Source organism: Clostridium sp. UBA2485 (assembly GCF_002341865.1).
Taxonomy (GTDB): Bacteria; Bacillota; Clostridia; order Clostridiales; family Clostridiaceae; genus Clostridium_J.
Genome location: NZ_DDOV01000118.1, coordinates 27,350 through 42,769, shown reverse-complemented (window position 1 = coordinate 42,769; position 15,420 = coordinate 27,350). Strand labels below are relative to the sequence as shown.

The 15,420-nt window shown below is 29.3% G+C and carries 13 protein-coding genes and 1 pseudogene; 2 read left to right on the top strand and 12 right to left on the bottom strand.

The genetic code is table 11. The features are described from left to right. Positions 1-5: 5 nt before the first annotated feature. Positions 6-545 carry a cob(I)yrinic acid a,c-diamide adenosyltransferase gene (locus B3603_RS21915; RefSeq protein WP_291568966.1) on the bottom strand — a complete coding sequence of 180 codons (540 nt, stop codon included), beginning with the start codon at positions 543-545 and terminating at the stop codon, positions 6-8. A 321-nt stretch (positions 546-866) separates the two neighbouring features. Here B3603_RS21915 and dapD point away from each other — a divergent pair, with 321 nt between their 5' ends. Further along, a complete protein-coding gene (gene dapD, locus B3603_RS21910; protein ID WP_291568964.1) occupies positions 867-1,577 on the top strand; it encodes a 2,3,4,5-tetrahydropyridine-2,6-dicarboxylate N-acetyltransferase in 711 nt (236 codons plus the stop codon). Between the two features lie 173 nt (positions 1,578-1,750). Here dapD and B3603_RS21905 read toward each other — a convergent pair whose 3' ends face one another. Beyond that, complete coding sequence (locus tag B3603_RS21905) at positions 1,751-2,476, bottom strand: single-stranded DNA-binding protein (protein ID WP_291568962.1); 726 nt, start codon at positions 2,474-2,476, stop codon at positions 1,751-1,753. 171 nt (positions 2,477-2,647) lie between these two features. Further along, positions 2,648-3,406: a polysaccharide deacetylase family sporulation protein PdaB gene (gene pdaB, locus B3603_RS21900; RefSeq protein WP_291568960.1), complete on the bottom strand. Its 759-nt coding sequence runs from the start codon at positions 3,404-3,406 to the stop codon at positions 2,648-2,650. 297 nt (positions 3,407-3,703) lie between these two features. Here pdaB and B3603_RS21895 point away from each other — a divergent pair, with 297 nt between their 5' ends. Further along, entirely contained in the window at positions 3,704-4,231 is a 528-nt protein-coding gene (locus B3603_RS21895) for a DUF4364 family protein (protein ID WP_291568958.1), read from the top strand. Positions 4,232-4,256: 25 nt separating this feature from the next. Here the strand turns inward: B3603_RS21895 and B3603_RS21890 are convergent, their stop codons facing one another. From B3603_RS21890 to B3603_RS21850, 9 genes and pseudogenes are all read right to left on the bottom strand, one after another. Then, on the bottom strand, positions 4,257-5,135 hold the full coding sequence (locus B3603_RS21890) for a YncE family protein (RefSeq protein ID WP_291568956.1): 879 nt from the start codon (positions 5,133-5,135) through the stop codon (positions 4,257-4,259). A gap of 92 nt (positions 5,136-5,227) precedes the next feature. Next, positions 5,228-6,538 (bottom strand): bifunctional folylpolyglutamate synthase/dihydrofolate synthase, encoded by a 1,311-nt coding sequence (locus B3603_RS21885; RefSeq protein WP_291568953.1) that lies wholly within the window; start codon positions 6,536-6,538, stop codon positions 5,228-5,230. Between the two features lie 334 nt (positions 6,539-6,872). Then, entirely contained in the window at positions 6,873-7,955 is a 1,083-nt protein-coding gene (locus B3603_RS21880) for a sensor domain-containing diguanylate cyclase (protein ID WP_291568951.1), read from the bottom strand. A 34-nt stretch (positions 7,956-7,989) separates the two neighbouring features. Next, positions 7,990-10,875 carry a hypothetical protein gene (locus B3603_RS21875; protein ID WP_291568949.1) on the bottom strand — a complete coding sequence of 962 codons (2,886 nt, stop codon included), beginning with the start codon at positions 10,873-10,875 and terminating at the stop codon, positions 7,990-7,992. Between the two features lies 1 nt (position 10,876). Then, complete coding sequence (locus tag B3603_RS21870) at positions 10,877-12,022, bottom strand: cell wall-binding repeat-containing protein (protein ID WP_291568947.1); 1,146 nt, start codon at positions 12,020-12,022, stop codon at positions 10,877-10,879. Positions 12,023-12,076: 54 nt separating this feature from the next. Beyond that, positions 12,077-13,051: a hypothetical protein gene (locus B3603_RS21865; RefSeq protein WP_291568945.1), complete on the bottom strand. Its 975-nt coding sequence runs from the start codon at positions 13,049-13,051 to the stop codon at positions 12,077-12,079. Next, positions 13,038-13,559, bottom strand: a complete 522-nt coding sequence (locus B3603_RS21860; RefSeq protein ID WP_291568942.1) for a hypothetical protein — start codon at positions 13,557-13,559, stop codon at positions 13,038-13,040. The genes B3603_RS21865 and B3603_RS21860 overlap by 14 nt, the downstream gene beginning before the upstream one ends. Positions 13,560-13,614: 55 nt before the next feature. Continuing rightward, on the bottom strand, positions 13,615-14,022 hold the full coding sequence (locus B3603_RS21855; protein WP_291568940.1) for a hypothetical protein: 408 nt from the start codon (positions 14,020-14,022) through the stop codon (positions 13,615-13,617). Between the two features lie 12 nt (positions 14,023-14,034). Next, a pseudogene (locus B3603_RS21850) lies at positions 14,035-15,420 on the bottom strand (hypothetical protein); the annotation flags it as partial.

Here is a 15,420-nt window from a genome sequence, read left to right as displayed (position 1 = left end):
AGTCTTTAAAACTCTACGCCTTTTCTAGCTGGTACACCTTCATTAAAATAATGTTTTATATCTTTCATTTCTGTAACAAGATTAGCTTTTTCCATAATTCTTTCTGGAACATTTCTACCTGTCATAATAAGCTCCATATCCTTTGGTTTCTTATCCATAAGTTCTAATAATTGTTCTTCTGAGACCAATCCATTACCCAAAGCTCCCATGATTTCATCCATAATTAATATATCACACTGTTTGTCTTCCATAACTTTTAAGCAAAATTTGTATGCTTCTTGTATTTCTTCTTTTAATTCAGCCTTTTGCTCATCATTCAACGTCCAGAAAAATCCTCGTGGTTTTTCAAATCTGTATATATTAAAATAAGTCGAAAGTTTTTTAGCACTTTCTAATTCTCCAGTTGATCCACTTTTTAAAAATTGTACCATAGTAACCTTAAACTCATTTCCTGCCGCTCTTGTTGCAAGCCCTACTGCAGCAGTAGTCTTTCCTTTTCCATTGCCTGTGTATATTTGTATGTATCCCTCTTTTAATTTTCCCATGGTATCACTCCCCCTTTCCTATACGTTGATTTTATTATATCATTCTCTATAAATTATACCAAATTGTTAAAAATCCTTATATAATTTAGGGTTTACAACAGATAAGGAACAATTATCTGACATTTCTTCTTTTTACGTTATTTTATAAATTCTTATAAGAAATCAATTGAACAATAATTAATTTTAATGTTAATTATCAATAAGAATCCTCAATTCTCAATTGGTTAAGTATTGCAAATATAACTTTAATATTATATTATTTAGTGTATGAACAAAAGTTATATGTTCATATTCAAACTATACTTAGAAAGGAGATTCAACATGAATTACAATTTAACAGATCCATATGAAATAGCAAGATATATTAAAGAATCTAAGAAAGCTACTCCTGTTAAAGCTTATGTAAATGGTAATATTAAGGATTGTGATTTCAATAACATAGAATGTTATGGTGAAGGAAATTTCTACATATTATTCGGAAATTATGATGAGGTACAAAATTTCCTAGAAAATAATAATGAAAAAGTTAAGAATTACAGAATAGAAAACGATAGAAGAAATTCTGCAATTCCAATGCTGGACATTAAAAATATAGATGCTAGAATTGAACCTGGTGCTATTATAAGAGACATGGTTAGTATCGGTAAAAATGCAGTTATTATGATGGGAGCAGTTATAAATATAGGTGCTGAAATTGGTGAGGAAACTATGGTAGATATGAATGCTGTAGTTGGTGCTAGAGGAAAACTTGGAAAAAGAGTTCATCTAGGAGCTGGTGCTGTAGTGGCAGGAGTTTTAGAACCACCAAGTAAATCCCCTTGTGAGATTGGCGACAATGTTTTAATAGGTGCAAATGCGGTTATATTAGAAGGCGTTAAAATAGGCGATAATTCAGTAGTTGCTGCTGGATCAATCGTTACTGAAGATGTGCCTGAAAATGTAGTAGTAGCAGGATGCCCTGCAAAAATAATTAAAACTGTTGATGTTAAGACTAAAGGTAAAACTGAATTATTGGATGACTTAAGAAAATAGAGAAATAAAATGGTGGTCAATGACCACCATTTTTATGATATCGGCAAATAAATAACTAATCAGTATATTATCCTATTTTGTGCAATACTAAACCAGCTAATACATCACTATCAGCTAAATCTATAGCTCCTCTGACACAAGTCATATTTAACTAGCTATTTTATTTTAAAAGTTTAAACTGCATCATTTATATCAATATCTGATTCTATATTAACATCGGATTCTGTATTCTCCTCAACTAAAGCAGTTGCTGTATTTTCTGCATCTTCTTCTTCACCTTCATCATTTACTCTTTCCATTTTAGATATTGAAACTTCATATGCTATTTTTTTAATAACTTCAGTTTCAGAGATTCTTTTTTGATATTCTCTACTTTGTACTCTTCCCCAAATCCTTATGTTATCTCCTATTTCTAAACTCCTGCAGAATCTAGAATTTCTTCCCCAAGCAATTGTAGGGATATAGTCGGATTTGTTATATAATCTATTAACCGCTAAAAGCATGTCTGCAATTTCACGTCCAAAAGGAGTTGTTCTATATACTGGTGCTTTACATATATAGCCATCTAAATAAATTTGGTTTGGATTTTTACTTCTTTCTTTTAATTCCTTAATATCTCTTGCAAATACTGTTAATATAAGCCTGTTTGATCCATCAACAAACTTATTATATGATCTTAATTGTCCTTCTACTATAAGTTCACTACCTATTCCAACATTCATACCTGTTATTAATCTTTCTGAAACAGTTATAGTTAAAACATCAGTAGCATCACTTAATCTTGGTACTTCAAAATCAAAATTATAAAAGCCTTCCCCATACATTTCATGGCTAAATTCCAATTCTGAAATAACTTTTCCTTCCAAGTAAATTTTGTTATTCAACATAGTATTGTCCATCGTAACCCCTCTTTCCCTTAGTTTTTTGTTCATTTTCATATACCATAATATATTCACTAAAATAGCGAACTATAACCAATATTATGAAAATTCTTATAATTCTTCCGAAACAATTTTAAAGCTTTAACACATGTTTCCATTATAATACAAATTATACATTTATGCAATGGATTATTTGCTTTTTATCTGCTTTCCTTCATTATTTATATCGTAGTTATCTTTATATATAAGTTCAGAAACTGTAACAAATTTGTAACCCTGTGAACTCAAGGTTTCTAATATCTTTGGTAATGATTGAGGTGTATATTTTACATCAGTATGAAATAATATTATAGAACCTGGCTTTACTTTTTTCATAACTCTTTCATACTCAATATCAGCTCCCTGTGCTTTCCAATCTATACTATCCACATCCCATTGAATACATTTTCTTCCTGTGGATTCTACTGTTTCAATAGCTAAATCATTATATGCTCCTTCTGGAAATCTAAATAACGTAGTAGTTTTTCCTGTAAGATCTAAAATTTTAGCATCTGCAATTTCAGTGTCCTTTAACATTCTTTCTTTTGAAACTGTAGTCATGTTAGGGTGCTTATTAGTATGATTTCCAATCTCATGTCCTCTTTTATCTATTTCTTTAACAATATCAGGAAAATCATCTACCCATAGTCCTATAGCAAAAAAAGTTGCTTTTGCATTATGCTTGTCAAGTATGTCCAATAATTCCATAGTATTGCTTTCTCCCCAAGTAGTATCAAAGGTTATAGCTACCTTCTTTTCCTCTGTATCTACACAATATATAGGCATCTTTTTACCTTGTGAAAAAACTGCAAAAGTTCCCTTACTACTTATAGCTACTGTCAATACAGATGCAATAAGTAATAAAGCAACGCTTAAAAATACCTTTTTATGTTTTTTTATAAAATCCATATTTCCCCCTAAAATAATATTTCTATTCCATAAATAATATTCACATCTTTATAGTTATATTACATATAAAACTTAATGAGATTATTAATAATAAATTCTATTTATCTCATTAAATTAACTTTTTATAAATTATAAAAATGCAGTAAATACAATGTTTTATGTAATAAGTGAGTTTCTAAAATTATATTCTTCTTTATAGCAAAATATATTTAAAATAAAATTCTAATAAAATTGTTATTTTTTGTGTTATAATAAGTATGAATTTAATTCATTTTAAAATTCAAAGGGGGATGAAATATGTTTGAAGATTCTCTGGATTTAGCAGAAAATAAACTTCTTCTGCTATATATATTTAATAAAATAAAACTTCCAATTTCAAACATTCAAATTACTGAAATTGTTTTAGAAAATAATTTTATGAACTATTTTACGCTTCAGCAATACATAGTGGAATTAACTTCTTCGAATTTGTTAAAACATACAATTGAACATGAAAAAGATAGATTAGTTATAACAGATGATGGACAGAAGGTATTATCGCTATTTGAAAATAGAATTTCAGAAAGTAAAATTGAAAAAGCAAATGACTATTTAGAAAGTAGCCTATCTAAAATAAAAAAAGAATTAACAGTTACTGCTGATTATACTATTGAAAATAAAAATAGCTACCTAGTTAATTTAATAGCTTCAGAAAATGACACAACACTTATCGATATTAAAATAAGTGTTGCATCAAATAAGCAAGCTCGTGAACTATGTTATAAATGGAAATCCAATTCATCAGAGCTTTATAATAAAATTATAACTATATTAGCTAGTGAATAATTTTGCATAAGCTAATCACTAAAAATCAATTCACAATCATTCCCATGGGTTCTCCACTCATCGGAATGACTTTTTTGCTTTCATCTATTTTATTTACTCTAATAAGAGAATTATTGTATATATCACCTACATATATATACTTTTCATCTGTGGTTATGGCTTTTACCATTCCACCTATACGAATTTTTTTAACCTCTTCGTATTTATTTATATCTACTATACTTATACTTCCATCACCATAATTAGATACATAGCAATATCGTCCATCACAATACATATCCATAGGAGCATTTCCTACAGGAATTTTATGAAGGATACTATTATTCCTTAAAGATATAATAGTTACACATCCCTTTCCACAATATCCTAAATTACTTTCACAAACTAGTATATAATTACCATCTGATGACCATAGCGCTTTTGTAGGATATGCTCCTACGGATATATTTTTGACTTCTCCTCCCTTAGTTACATCTATAATACTTAAATTATCACTATACATATTAGAAATTAGTATTCTATTACTCTTTTTACAAATATCCAAACTGTGAGGTGAACTTCCACAAGGTATTATTTCTACCACATCTTTAGCTTTAATATCAAAGCATACCACTGTATTAGAGTCTTCGCAAATTACATAAGCGTATTTATCTAAAACAGAAGCCTCTGTACATCCACCGCCTAAGTAGAATTTTTCGATAGTTCCCTCTTTATACAAAAAAGAAATAGAGCTATTATTATAATTCGAAGTTATGAGCATATCTTCGTATAGACATACTCCACGGGGTGATAATTTCTCACCTTCTGAATCCTTAATCTCTATGGATTCAACTTCTTCAAAATTATCTAACTCTATTTTCTCAATTCTGTCTTTAGTGGCATTACACACATAAAGATACCTCACGTGAATCACCTCCTCACAATATACTATGAGGAGGTGATAATTTATGCTACGATTAAAAAGTCATGATTTTTCAAAAATTCTACAAAAAACTATTATTTAAAATTCCTTATAATTTTTCTCATGTCCCCTATCATGTATAATGAACCTGATATTAATAATAAGTCATCATCATTACAGTATGAAAGTGCTTTTCTATATGCCTCTTCATAACTATCTATAGCTTCACAGCTAACCCCTAGCTTTTCTATTTCTATCTTTAAGTCTTCCGCAAGTTCAGCTCTATCGCTATGTGGAGTTACTGAAATTATTCTTTCTGCCTTAGGTGCAATGGTCTTGATCATATCCTCAACCTGTTTATCTGCTAATATTCCAAGAATCAATATTAACTTATTATATTTAAAATATAAATCTATACTTTCTGTAAGTTTTTTAATTCCATCTATATTATGTGCCCCATCTATAACAACCAGTGGATTATTTTTCATAATTTCTAATCTCCCTGGCCATTGAACACTTTTTAGACCATTGATAATATTATCCTTACTTATTTTTACTCCTAAATTCATAAGCTCTCTAGCTGCATACACAACTACTGTTGAATTTAGTATTTGATGTTTACCTAGTAATGATAGCTCATAACTATCAATATATTCATTCTTTAAATTAATTTGTTGAGTTTTAATTTCTTTTCCTTCCAATGTATTAGAAGTTACTGCAACATATTCTGAAATATCTCTAGGAACTTTTATAAGCTTAGAATTTTTTTCCTTGCAAGTTTTCTCTATAACATCTTCTGCCACTTCTTCCTGTGGAAACAATACAACTGGAACCTTTTCCTTTATTATTCCCGCTTTTTCATAGGCTATTTTATCTAAAGTATCTCCTAATATTTGAGTATGATCTAAGCTTATAGAAGAAATAATACTTAAAATAGGAGTTATAACATTTGTAGAATCTAATCTACCACCTAATCCTACTTCTATTAGTGCATAATCTATATTTTTTTTATGAAAATACAAAAATCCTGCGCAGGTTATTATTTCAAACTCTGTAGGGTTAACATATCCTAAATCTACAACTTTAGAAACAGCCTTCGATACCTCCGTTACTACTTCTGCTAATTCTTCTTTAGGAATATTATTTCTATTAATTTGTATTCTTTCTTCAAATTCCTCTATGTACGGCGATATATAACTCCCTACATTATATCCTGCCTCCATCAGTATAGAAGTAAGCATAGCAGTAGTTGACCCTTTTCCATTTGTTCCTGCCACATGTATAGTTTTTATATGTTTATGTGGATTTCCTAAAAATTCTAATATTTTTTCTGTTCTATCGAGACCATATTTACTACCGAACTTCGCAGTTTCCTTTATATATTTAATCGCCTCATCGTAATTCATGTATTAACCCCCTAATATAAAATATCCTATTATATTTTACATTAGCTTTGCCATATACTCAACTTTAATAATAAATCAATTAGACATCTGAAAGAAAATAATAAACCAAAGATGTTGGTATATTTCATATCAGACAAGACGTCAGGTTCTGCTCATAGTGGTGCTATGAGCGAGTTCTGACAATGCAGTTTGATGAAAAATAGGCTAACATACTGGCCTATTATTTTTTGAAGATGTCTTAAATAGATTTATAAATTAAATAATATACAAAGATATCTATACTAAAATACTATGTATAATTAAAAAACTATGTTACTATGATCTTTGTATAATTTTACATTTTTTCATATACCGTAACCTTATTCCTTCCAGTTTCCTTGCTATGGTATAAAGCTTTATCCGCTAATGAAATCAATTCATCGATAGTTTTTCCACTTCCACTATCTACAGTGCCAAAACTTGCAGTTACACTAACTTCTACAGATTTTCCATTCCCTATTTTATATCTTGAAAGATTATCTCTTATATTGTTTAATCTCTCATATATTCCACTACTTTCTGTATTGTTAAAATATATTATAAATTCTTCTCCACCCCATCTATATATCTCATCATATTCCTTTATACTTTTTTTAATAAACTGACTTACTTCTTTTAAAACAACATCTCCGAAGTCATGACCATAGGTATCATTGAACTTCTTAAAAAAATCAATATCAAGTAGCGCCAGTGTAAACTTTTTATTAGAATCAATTTGTTCTTGTAAGTGCATTTTCATATAATTCCTGTTATATACCTGAGTTAAGTTATCTTTCATTGCCATAGATGTTATTTCATCACGATAAATGCAATTTTGAAGAGCTATAGCTATGTTTTTTATAACTAATTTAAAGAATTCTAATTCAAATTCATTTTCTTTATAATCATCGTAGTTTTCTATAAATATGGCTCCTATCTGTTTGTTTTGTTGATTTAAAGGTATTAAATATGAATACTTAATTTTTCTTCTATTAGCAGATTTGTAGTTTAAATAACTTTCTGAAGATCTAATCTTAGCTGCTCCATTCATACTTCTTATAGCCTCATTACAATACTCCTCAACATCTTCTACATACTGACTTTCCACATTTGAAGCTATATTTATTAATCTATCTCTATCAATTAAAATGCTACAATAATCTAATTTATAATTATTCATAAGTATATTTACTATTGAGAATGCTGAACTTTCTAGTGTAAATGTAACACTATTATTTATCCCTGAATCCAATATACTTTTCATTATATTGTTTTCTTTTGTAGAAAATGAACTTGTTTTTAGCTCATTTATTTTTTTATTATATTTTCTTATTATAATTATAAAAGAAGAAATATAAATAAGTAAAAATATTGCAATTATTAAAATATAGCTAATCATAGTTCCTCCCTAACACTAAAAACTAATACTATTATTAATGTGTTATATTAGTTTTAAAATCATCTAAGCTACTCCTTTTGTTATTATAAAGAATAACATCACCTTCTACATATTTACTTGATTTTGAACCACCTTCTGCTTTCCATTGGTCAGGTACATATACATATATTTGATCCGTACTTAATGTTTCAATTCCATTTTTATATGCTATAATTTGAAAATTAATAAGTATTTCTCCACCTTCTAAAATATTTTCTGGTCTTGGAGAGTCACCCTTCTTTACAAATACAGCTGTTTGAGGTATAAGGTATTTGCCATACCAATATTGTTCTTTACCATCTTTATATTGAACATCAGCAGGATATTTATGTTTCCATCCACCTATACCTAACCATTCTCTACCTTTACATATTCTCACTGGTTTTTTAAGAATAAGTTCTGAAAGTTCTCCTATAACAGTTTTCTTTCGCTTAACTTTCATATGAAGCTTTATTGTATCTTCATCACTTCCCATTTTTATGAAAGGATTATTATTAAGCTGATAATACATATCTACAGGAACTTTTTCACCATCTTTTACCCAATATAATGTAGGCTTAATTACAATTTTATCTTCTTCCCTATATAAATACTCACTGGTAACATCAAAGTAAAAGGCATATCCTTTTTTCATATCAGCATTTTTATATATAGGATTACTTGTATTATCAAGTGGCAATTTATCTGCTTTAAAGTGTACTCCTGTAGGTTTATTTCCATCCCAAAATACTTCTTGCCATTTAGGATCCCTAACATCCGTAACTTGAAAATCTCTTAATTTTATAGGATCTTCATAAGGCCCGAATACCTTATAAGTATAATTTCCTGCAGTATCCCAAAGCTCTACATGAAGAAATAAATTATCTCCCACCGGTTTTTCTATTTCTTTTTTAATTCTTTCCTGGTATCTATCCGTATAAGTATATGGACTTGTATAGATTACTTCATATTCAACATCATTCTTTTTATTTTCAAATGTCCATCCATACTGTATTTTAGCTACTCCTGAGAGATTATCGGAAGCTGTTAACTCTCCATAAAAACCATCATCTATACCTTTTTTACTTGCCTTTCTAACAGCTCCATTTTCCACTGAAAATATTCCTGGCTTAATATTAAACGTCACCTCTGGATCTGTTCCATCAATATAATAGGTACTCTTACTATCAGCATTATCATTTGTAGCCCTATCAACTGCATTTACAGCTATTTTATACATTCCATCATGCAACATTACAGTTCTAGTATAGCTCTTTTCTGCATGTGGTAAGCTATCGCTATTATCTCTGCCATAATGACTAGAATCAGTAACATCTACACTACCATTTGCAAATCCTGAAAGGTTATCATCTACAGTTACCTTTACTGGATAAGGTACTGGGTCCTTGACCCACTTTGATTGTGGATCATCAATATGAATATCAGGTTTAGTCCAATCTATATTATATAATCCTGATTGTTCTGCAGGATCAGATGGTGCATTAGGAATTTCTTTACTTGAAAGGGTATCATTTTCATCAGGTGATGTAGGCTCATTGTATTCAGCTTGTCCCCATCTTCCTGTAGCTTCTAATTTAAGCCCTTCTCCTTCTTTTTCAATGTACACAGTTCCACCATCACCGCCAAAGTTTCCATTCCCATCTCCTGTTACAGTAATGCTATTTAGTGGAAACTTAACCTCAAATGTCTCAGGATGATCCATTTCTATTGGTGTTCCTGGAACTTGTACTTCAACTGGTGGATTTCCTACCAAAATTATTTCAGGTTCGCCTTCCTCATAGTGATGCCAAACAACACTCCCTTGCCCAATAGCAGGGTTTTGACCATCATATTTGACTTCTATAGGATATCTACCATTACCTTCCCCTGTCTTTCCTAAATTAGTCCAATCAGTTTCGTTCGGATTGAATACTATCTTTCCACCGTTAGGATCTGTAGCTCCTCCACCATCACCTGGATTACTTCCTTTAGGAATATAGTAGAAATGCACGTACCAGTTGGTGGATATTGTTGTTATATCAAAATTAATTATTTTTGAATCAAACTTTTGTATATGATTATTAATAGCATCATTTGGATTTCCTTGATTATGCTCAATTACTGCATACGCAAAGTCTAATCCCTCTTTTCCACCTGTTGGAGAAGATACAGTTATATTTTTAGTTCCATTTACTTTGAATTTTTCGTCCTTTCTTCCAAAGAAATCCTTACCATTTTCTTGATTTTTAACAAACTTACCTGATTTATCAAGCTCATTATCTACTATAGTAAGCATTACTTCAGCTTCTCCATATGACGGTTCAAACCAATAGTAAACTTCTACATCACTGTCTTTAACATCAACAGTTACACTTTTTGAATCACTTTTGCTTCCGTCCTTGCCAATTGTTGAATATTTAAACTTCCAGTTAGGATTGCTTGGTGTAGGTGCATTAGTCGGTACTTTTACAGGACTGCCACTAACTTGCACAGATGTTTGTTTAGTATCAAAAATTTCACCTGTTCCAATGAGTATTCCGTAATATTTCACCGTTCTTGTTTTAGAGTTCCTTTTATAATAAAAAGTTACTTTTGATCTTGAACCTTCTGTTATAGATACAATCACATCCTGAGGACTTTTTTTAACACCATCACTAATTGCATACTCTGCTCTATACCCAGATACTGAGACAGGATTTACTTTACGATCTACAGATGGCTTTCCACCTAATTTTACTGGTTCTGTTCTAAATGGCGCTACGTGCTGTCCTGTATCCATGTCAAGGTATTCTATGTCTATATAACCGAAGTCATCGGAAGCAAACACCTGAACAGATCCGAAAATATTTATTAAAAATACTAAAGATAAAACTAAAGATAAAAATTTTGACCTTTTTTTCACCTTAGTCAACCCCTTTTAATTTCTTCTCCGCTCCGTCTTTGACTACAGCTTTTCCACCAACTAAATAAACGTTTTTAGTATCTCTATATTGTCCTAATAATTCACCTCTAAGATTTGGGTTACTATCATTTAAAAAAGTCTCTTTTAAATTATCACCACTAAATACAATTGGCATATTTAGCTTTGCTGCTAATGCTCCACCTGCTAATGCATCAGGAAAATTTTCACCTGTAGCCATCATTACATTATCATAGCTTTTTAAAATATCCGCACTTCCAAAATTAACTGAAAGATTAGCTAAATATTTATTTGTACCTCCACCCTGCATAGAGCAATTAGGAATGTTCTCAAAAAAATTATCATTAAAGTATGGTAAAAAACAATATATTTCTAGTTTCTCTCTCGGAATTTCTTTATCGTTTTCACCTTCTGTAGCTTTGCTTATAAGCTCATTTAAGCCTTTAACATCGCTTGGTTTCAAATCTTTATTTGAAGGTAACAATACTATAGGTGTATCATTACGCCCTGACATTCCTGCTAATGTTAAAGCATCAGTATATCTATGTCCATCTACCATGAATACTGATCTGTATTTGTAACCTGTAAAATCTGTTGGTGCATTTGCTAAACAATAATCTAAAACTTTGTTTGCTATTTTTAAAGATGTTTGATATCTATCCTCTCCTGCTAATCTCTCTACTGCAATTCCCATTGATTTAAGTTTGTTTTCTACATTTTGTGAAACTACACCAGTTCCACCTACTATAAATACTTTTTTAATTTTAAGCTTTTTAAGCTGTGCTTCTGTTTTACTATTTAACTTATCTTTTTCTGTTAAAAGTAATGGTGCATTATAAATCTTAGATAATGGTGCTGAAGCTAATGAGTCTGGATAATCAAATGCGTTTGCAATAACTACATTTTCTACCTTTTCATTATTTTTGTCTGATAATCTCTTAAATTCGTTTGATACTGATATTGCAGTATCAAATCTATCACTACCATCTAATCTTTTCATATTGTATCCATAGGATGACTTAGTAAATCCATCATTTGCATCTGCCTTTACTTCTGGAGCAAAGCTTAATAAAGATACTCCTAAAAGTCCTAACGCTATTAATTTAGTAAAAGTTTTTTTATTTAACATAATATATTCCTCTCTTTTCTCTTTACTTTATATACTAACAACACACATTACAATCTAATTACACAAATGATGTGGATAATAACCATTTTTACAAGCATCAATAGGGCTATCAAATATTACATCTGAATTAGTTCTATTATTACATTTGTCAGTATGATAATACTTGACTCCTTTTTCTTCGTTTCCATAAACATTATTTTTTCTTACTACTCTAGCTACACCAAAACCATAAGTATTGTAAAGTTCAATACCATTAAGTGGTAGTCCTTGTAAGAAAGCAATGAAGGTTATATCATTAATTGCTTTTTCATCTATTAATGGTAGTTTAAGAGTGTAACCCCATCCATTTTTTAATGAGATTTCATTATTTAAACTACTATAATATTCTAAGTCCTTTCTTATAGACTCAACTATTATTTGCCTTCTTACATGATCAAATTTATCACTAAAAAGCATGTTTTTATATTTATCTTTAAATTCTTCTTGTTTGCCTTGCAATTTTTCATTTGTATTAATATCTGTAATATAAACATAATCATCTAATGTAAGATTGATTTTTATTTTATTTTTGTCATCATAGTACAAAAACTCTTTTTTAGGCTGCCATATTTCCTTAACTTTTTTCTCATCATTTTCAACAACTTCTGTCCAGGTATTTATATAGTATCCGTCGTAGCCTATAGCTAATTTTATAGGTACTTTATCTAAAAAAGCCTGTTGCTGCATATAGTCATTTTCTATATTAAGATTTAAAAACATAGTCTGATAAAATCTCCATAGTGCTTTATCAAGATTTAAATTAGTAGTTTTAAAACTTATATTTTTTCCCTCTGCTAATATTTCTATAGATTCATTATTTATTGGATCTAATAGTGTCTTTGCTGAATCCTTTACTGCATTATCAATTATCTCGTTATATCTTACTTTTAGCTCCTCTGCTTCTATCATTCTTTTTTGTTTAACTCCAATTGGAATTGACACAGCTCCTATAACTATTAAAATAACTACAAATAAATTAGTTAATTTCATTTTCTACCATCCCCCCGTATGTGGAGAATATTAATGTATTATTTTCTTTAGTTCCACCTATCACATTCCAAAGTACTCTACTTCCTCTAGTACCTTGATCTCTCACTGTTACAGTAAAATCATCGCCAATCCTCATTAAATATCTTTTGTCCTTGTTATAAATTTCATTTAATATTTCATTTTCATTATGTTTAAAATATTCAATACTATAAGGCTTTTCAGGTGTATATTCTTTTAAACCTTCACTTAATGGATAATATTTAATACTCCTATGAAGCATTTCTACATCATAAATCCTGCCCGTATTTGTGAGTTCTTTCATGAAAATATCATACATTTCTCTATCTATATAACCTCTAGTTCTTACTTCCTTCTGAAATCTATTATTAATTACATTTACCTGGTTATATACCATTCTATCTATAATCCAAAACATATTATAAGTAATCATCACCATTAAGATTACAGCAATAATTATACTAACCACCTTGGAAATTGAATTAATCATAAATCCTCCTTATAAATTCCCCTCACTTTTAAAGTGAGGGAAATAAATTATAAAGCTATTGTTGTGTTAATTTAATTTTGTTAACTGTGTCATTAGCCGTCTTCTCTAATTCAGATTTAAACTTTCCAGTAGGTTCAATATAATCAGAATTGCTAATATCAGTTATATTATATGATGTAGCTGAATTATAGCTTGTTGTGGTTTTTTTTGTGGAAACTGAAACCGTAAAATTATTGGCGGCATAAAGCCTTATAGCATTTATAGCTTGTGTCCCTGAAACTGTTGTTCCATCATATTCAGTATATTTAGAATTACTTATGGTTTGAGTTATATCATTAAGACTCGTATCTGCGGATTTGGTCATATTATTTGCTTTTCCATAGAAGGAAAGTCCCATAGCTATAATTCCTACTGTTATTAAAATTCCTACAGCAAACATAATTGCTTTTTTAATATTATCCATTATATTGCCCCCTCAAATTTTAAAATTGTTTAATATATTGTCTAATTCTATATAGCTTGTCCATATTAACGGCAAAACGAAGTAAATTACTACAGTAACATACATTGGAATGAATCCTAAGAGTTCTCCTAAACTTACTCTTTCATGGACTATTCTTTTATTAAGCTCTTTTCTTTCTTCTTCAAAAAATTCTCTTTCACTTTCTAATGATTCAAATGCTTCCCATAGCTTTATTTTTTCGCTTATAATTAAATTATCAACAATTTTATTAAATGGTTTATATTTTACATCTTCCTTTAGTTGATCTAAAGCTTCAACAGTTCCATTTTGTAAATTATTTTGGCACTTTCTTATAGGATTTTTAAATACATCTGAAAATCTCTCCATCCATTCAAGTATCATTTCGATAGAAGCTTTTTCATGATGCATTAAAAGTAATATAATTGTATAAAATTGAAAAACCTCAGTATCCATGTCAGCTTGTCTAAGTTTTTTTTGAAATTTTAATATCCATATAGGTATATCCGTAGTAAAAAATCCTATTACTATTGCTAAAACAATATGATACCATTTAAAATATTGATTATTTAAATAATTCAACTTATTTTCAATTCTTATGATAGCCACCTTTAATATCTCGTCATCATCAATTCCATATTCTCTCATATATTTGATTAAATTTTCTGTTGTAGTTTTATATATTTTATCTTCATTTTTGACTTTAGTTATAATTTCACTATCAAATTTTCCTATATCCACTTGATCTTTACCAATAACTATTACATTATTAAAAGAAGGAGTTATGAACCTATAAGAAGTGTTATTTAAAACATTGTCTATATGGATTTTTTGCAAAGCTACAACTGATATAACAACAAAAATAAAACCTAAAAGTCCTGAAATTATTCTTCTAAGATATAACCACTCAATAGTTAAATAGCTCCCTACTTGTTGTAATAGATTTATTGCTTTATGATAATAGCTTGAATTAGGTTTAGGCATTGATATGTGAACTATTCTTTCTATAGGCTTAATTTTTAGTAAAGCTTTTTCCCAACTTTTTTCTTTTACTGTTAACTTAATTTGTTTATCATTATATTTTTCCAATTGCCTTAGCCCAATAAAACATACTAAAGCAACAATTAATATAATTATTCTAGCTACAATATCCAAAGAACTATTATAGAAAAAATTAGCCTGTGGAAAATTATTTTTCATCCATTTTTCCATTATATTAGGGAATATTATTGGAATTAAAGATATTCCTGTAAGAGCCTTTAACCAATAACGAAGCTGATCTCTTTTTAAAGTTTCTAGCATTACTTCTTTCATGATATAATTCATATTTTTTATGAATACTGACATTCCATTTATTCTTTTATCTCCATATTCATTTGT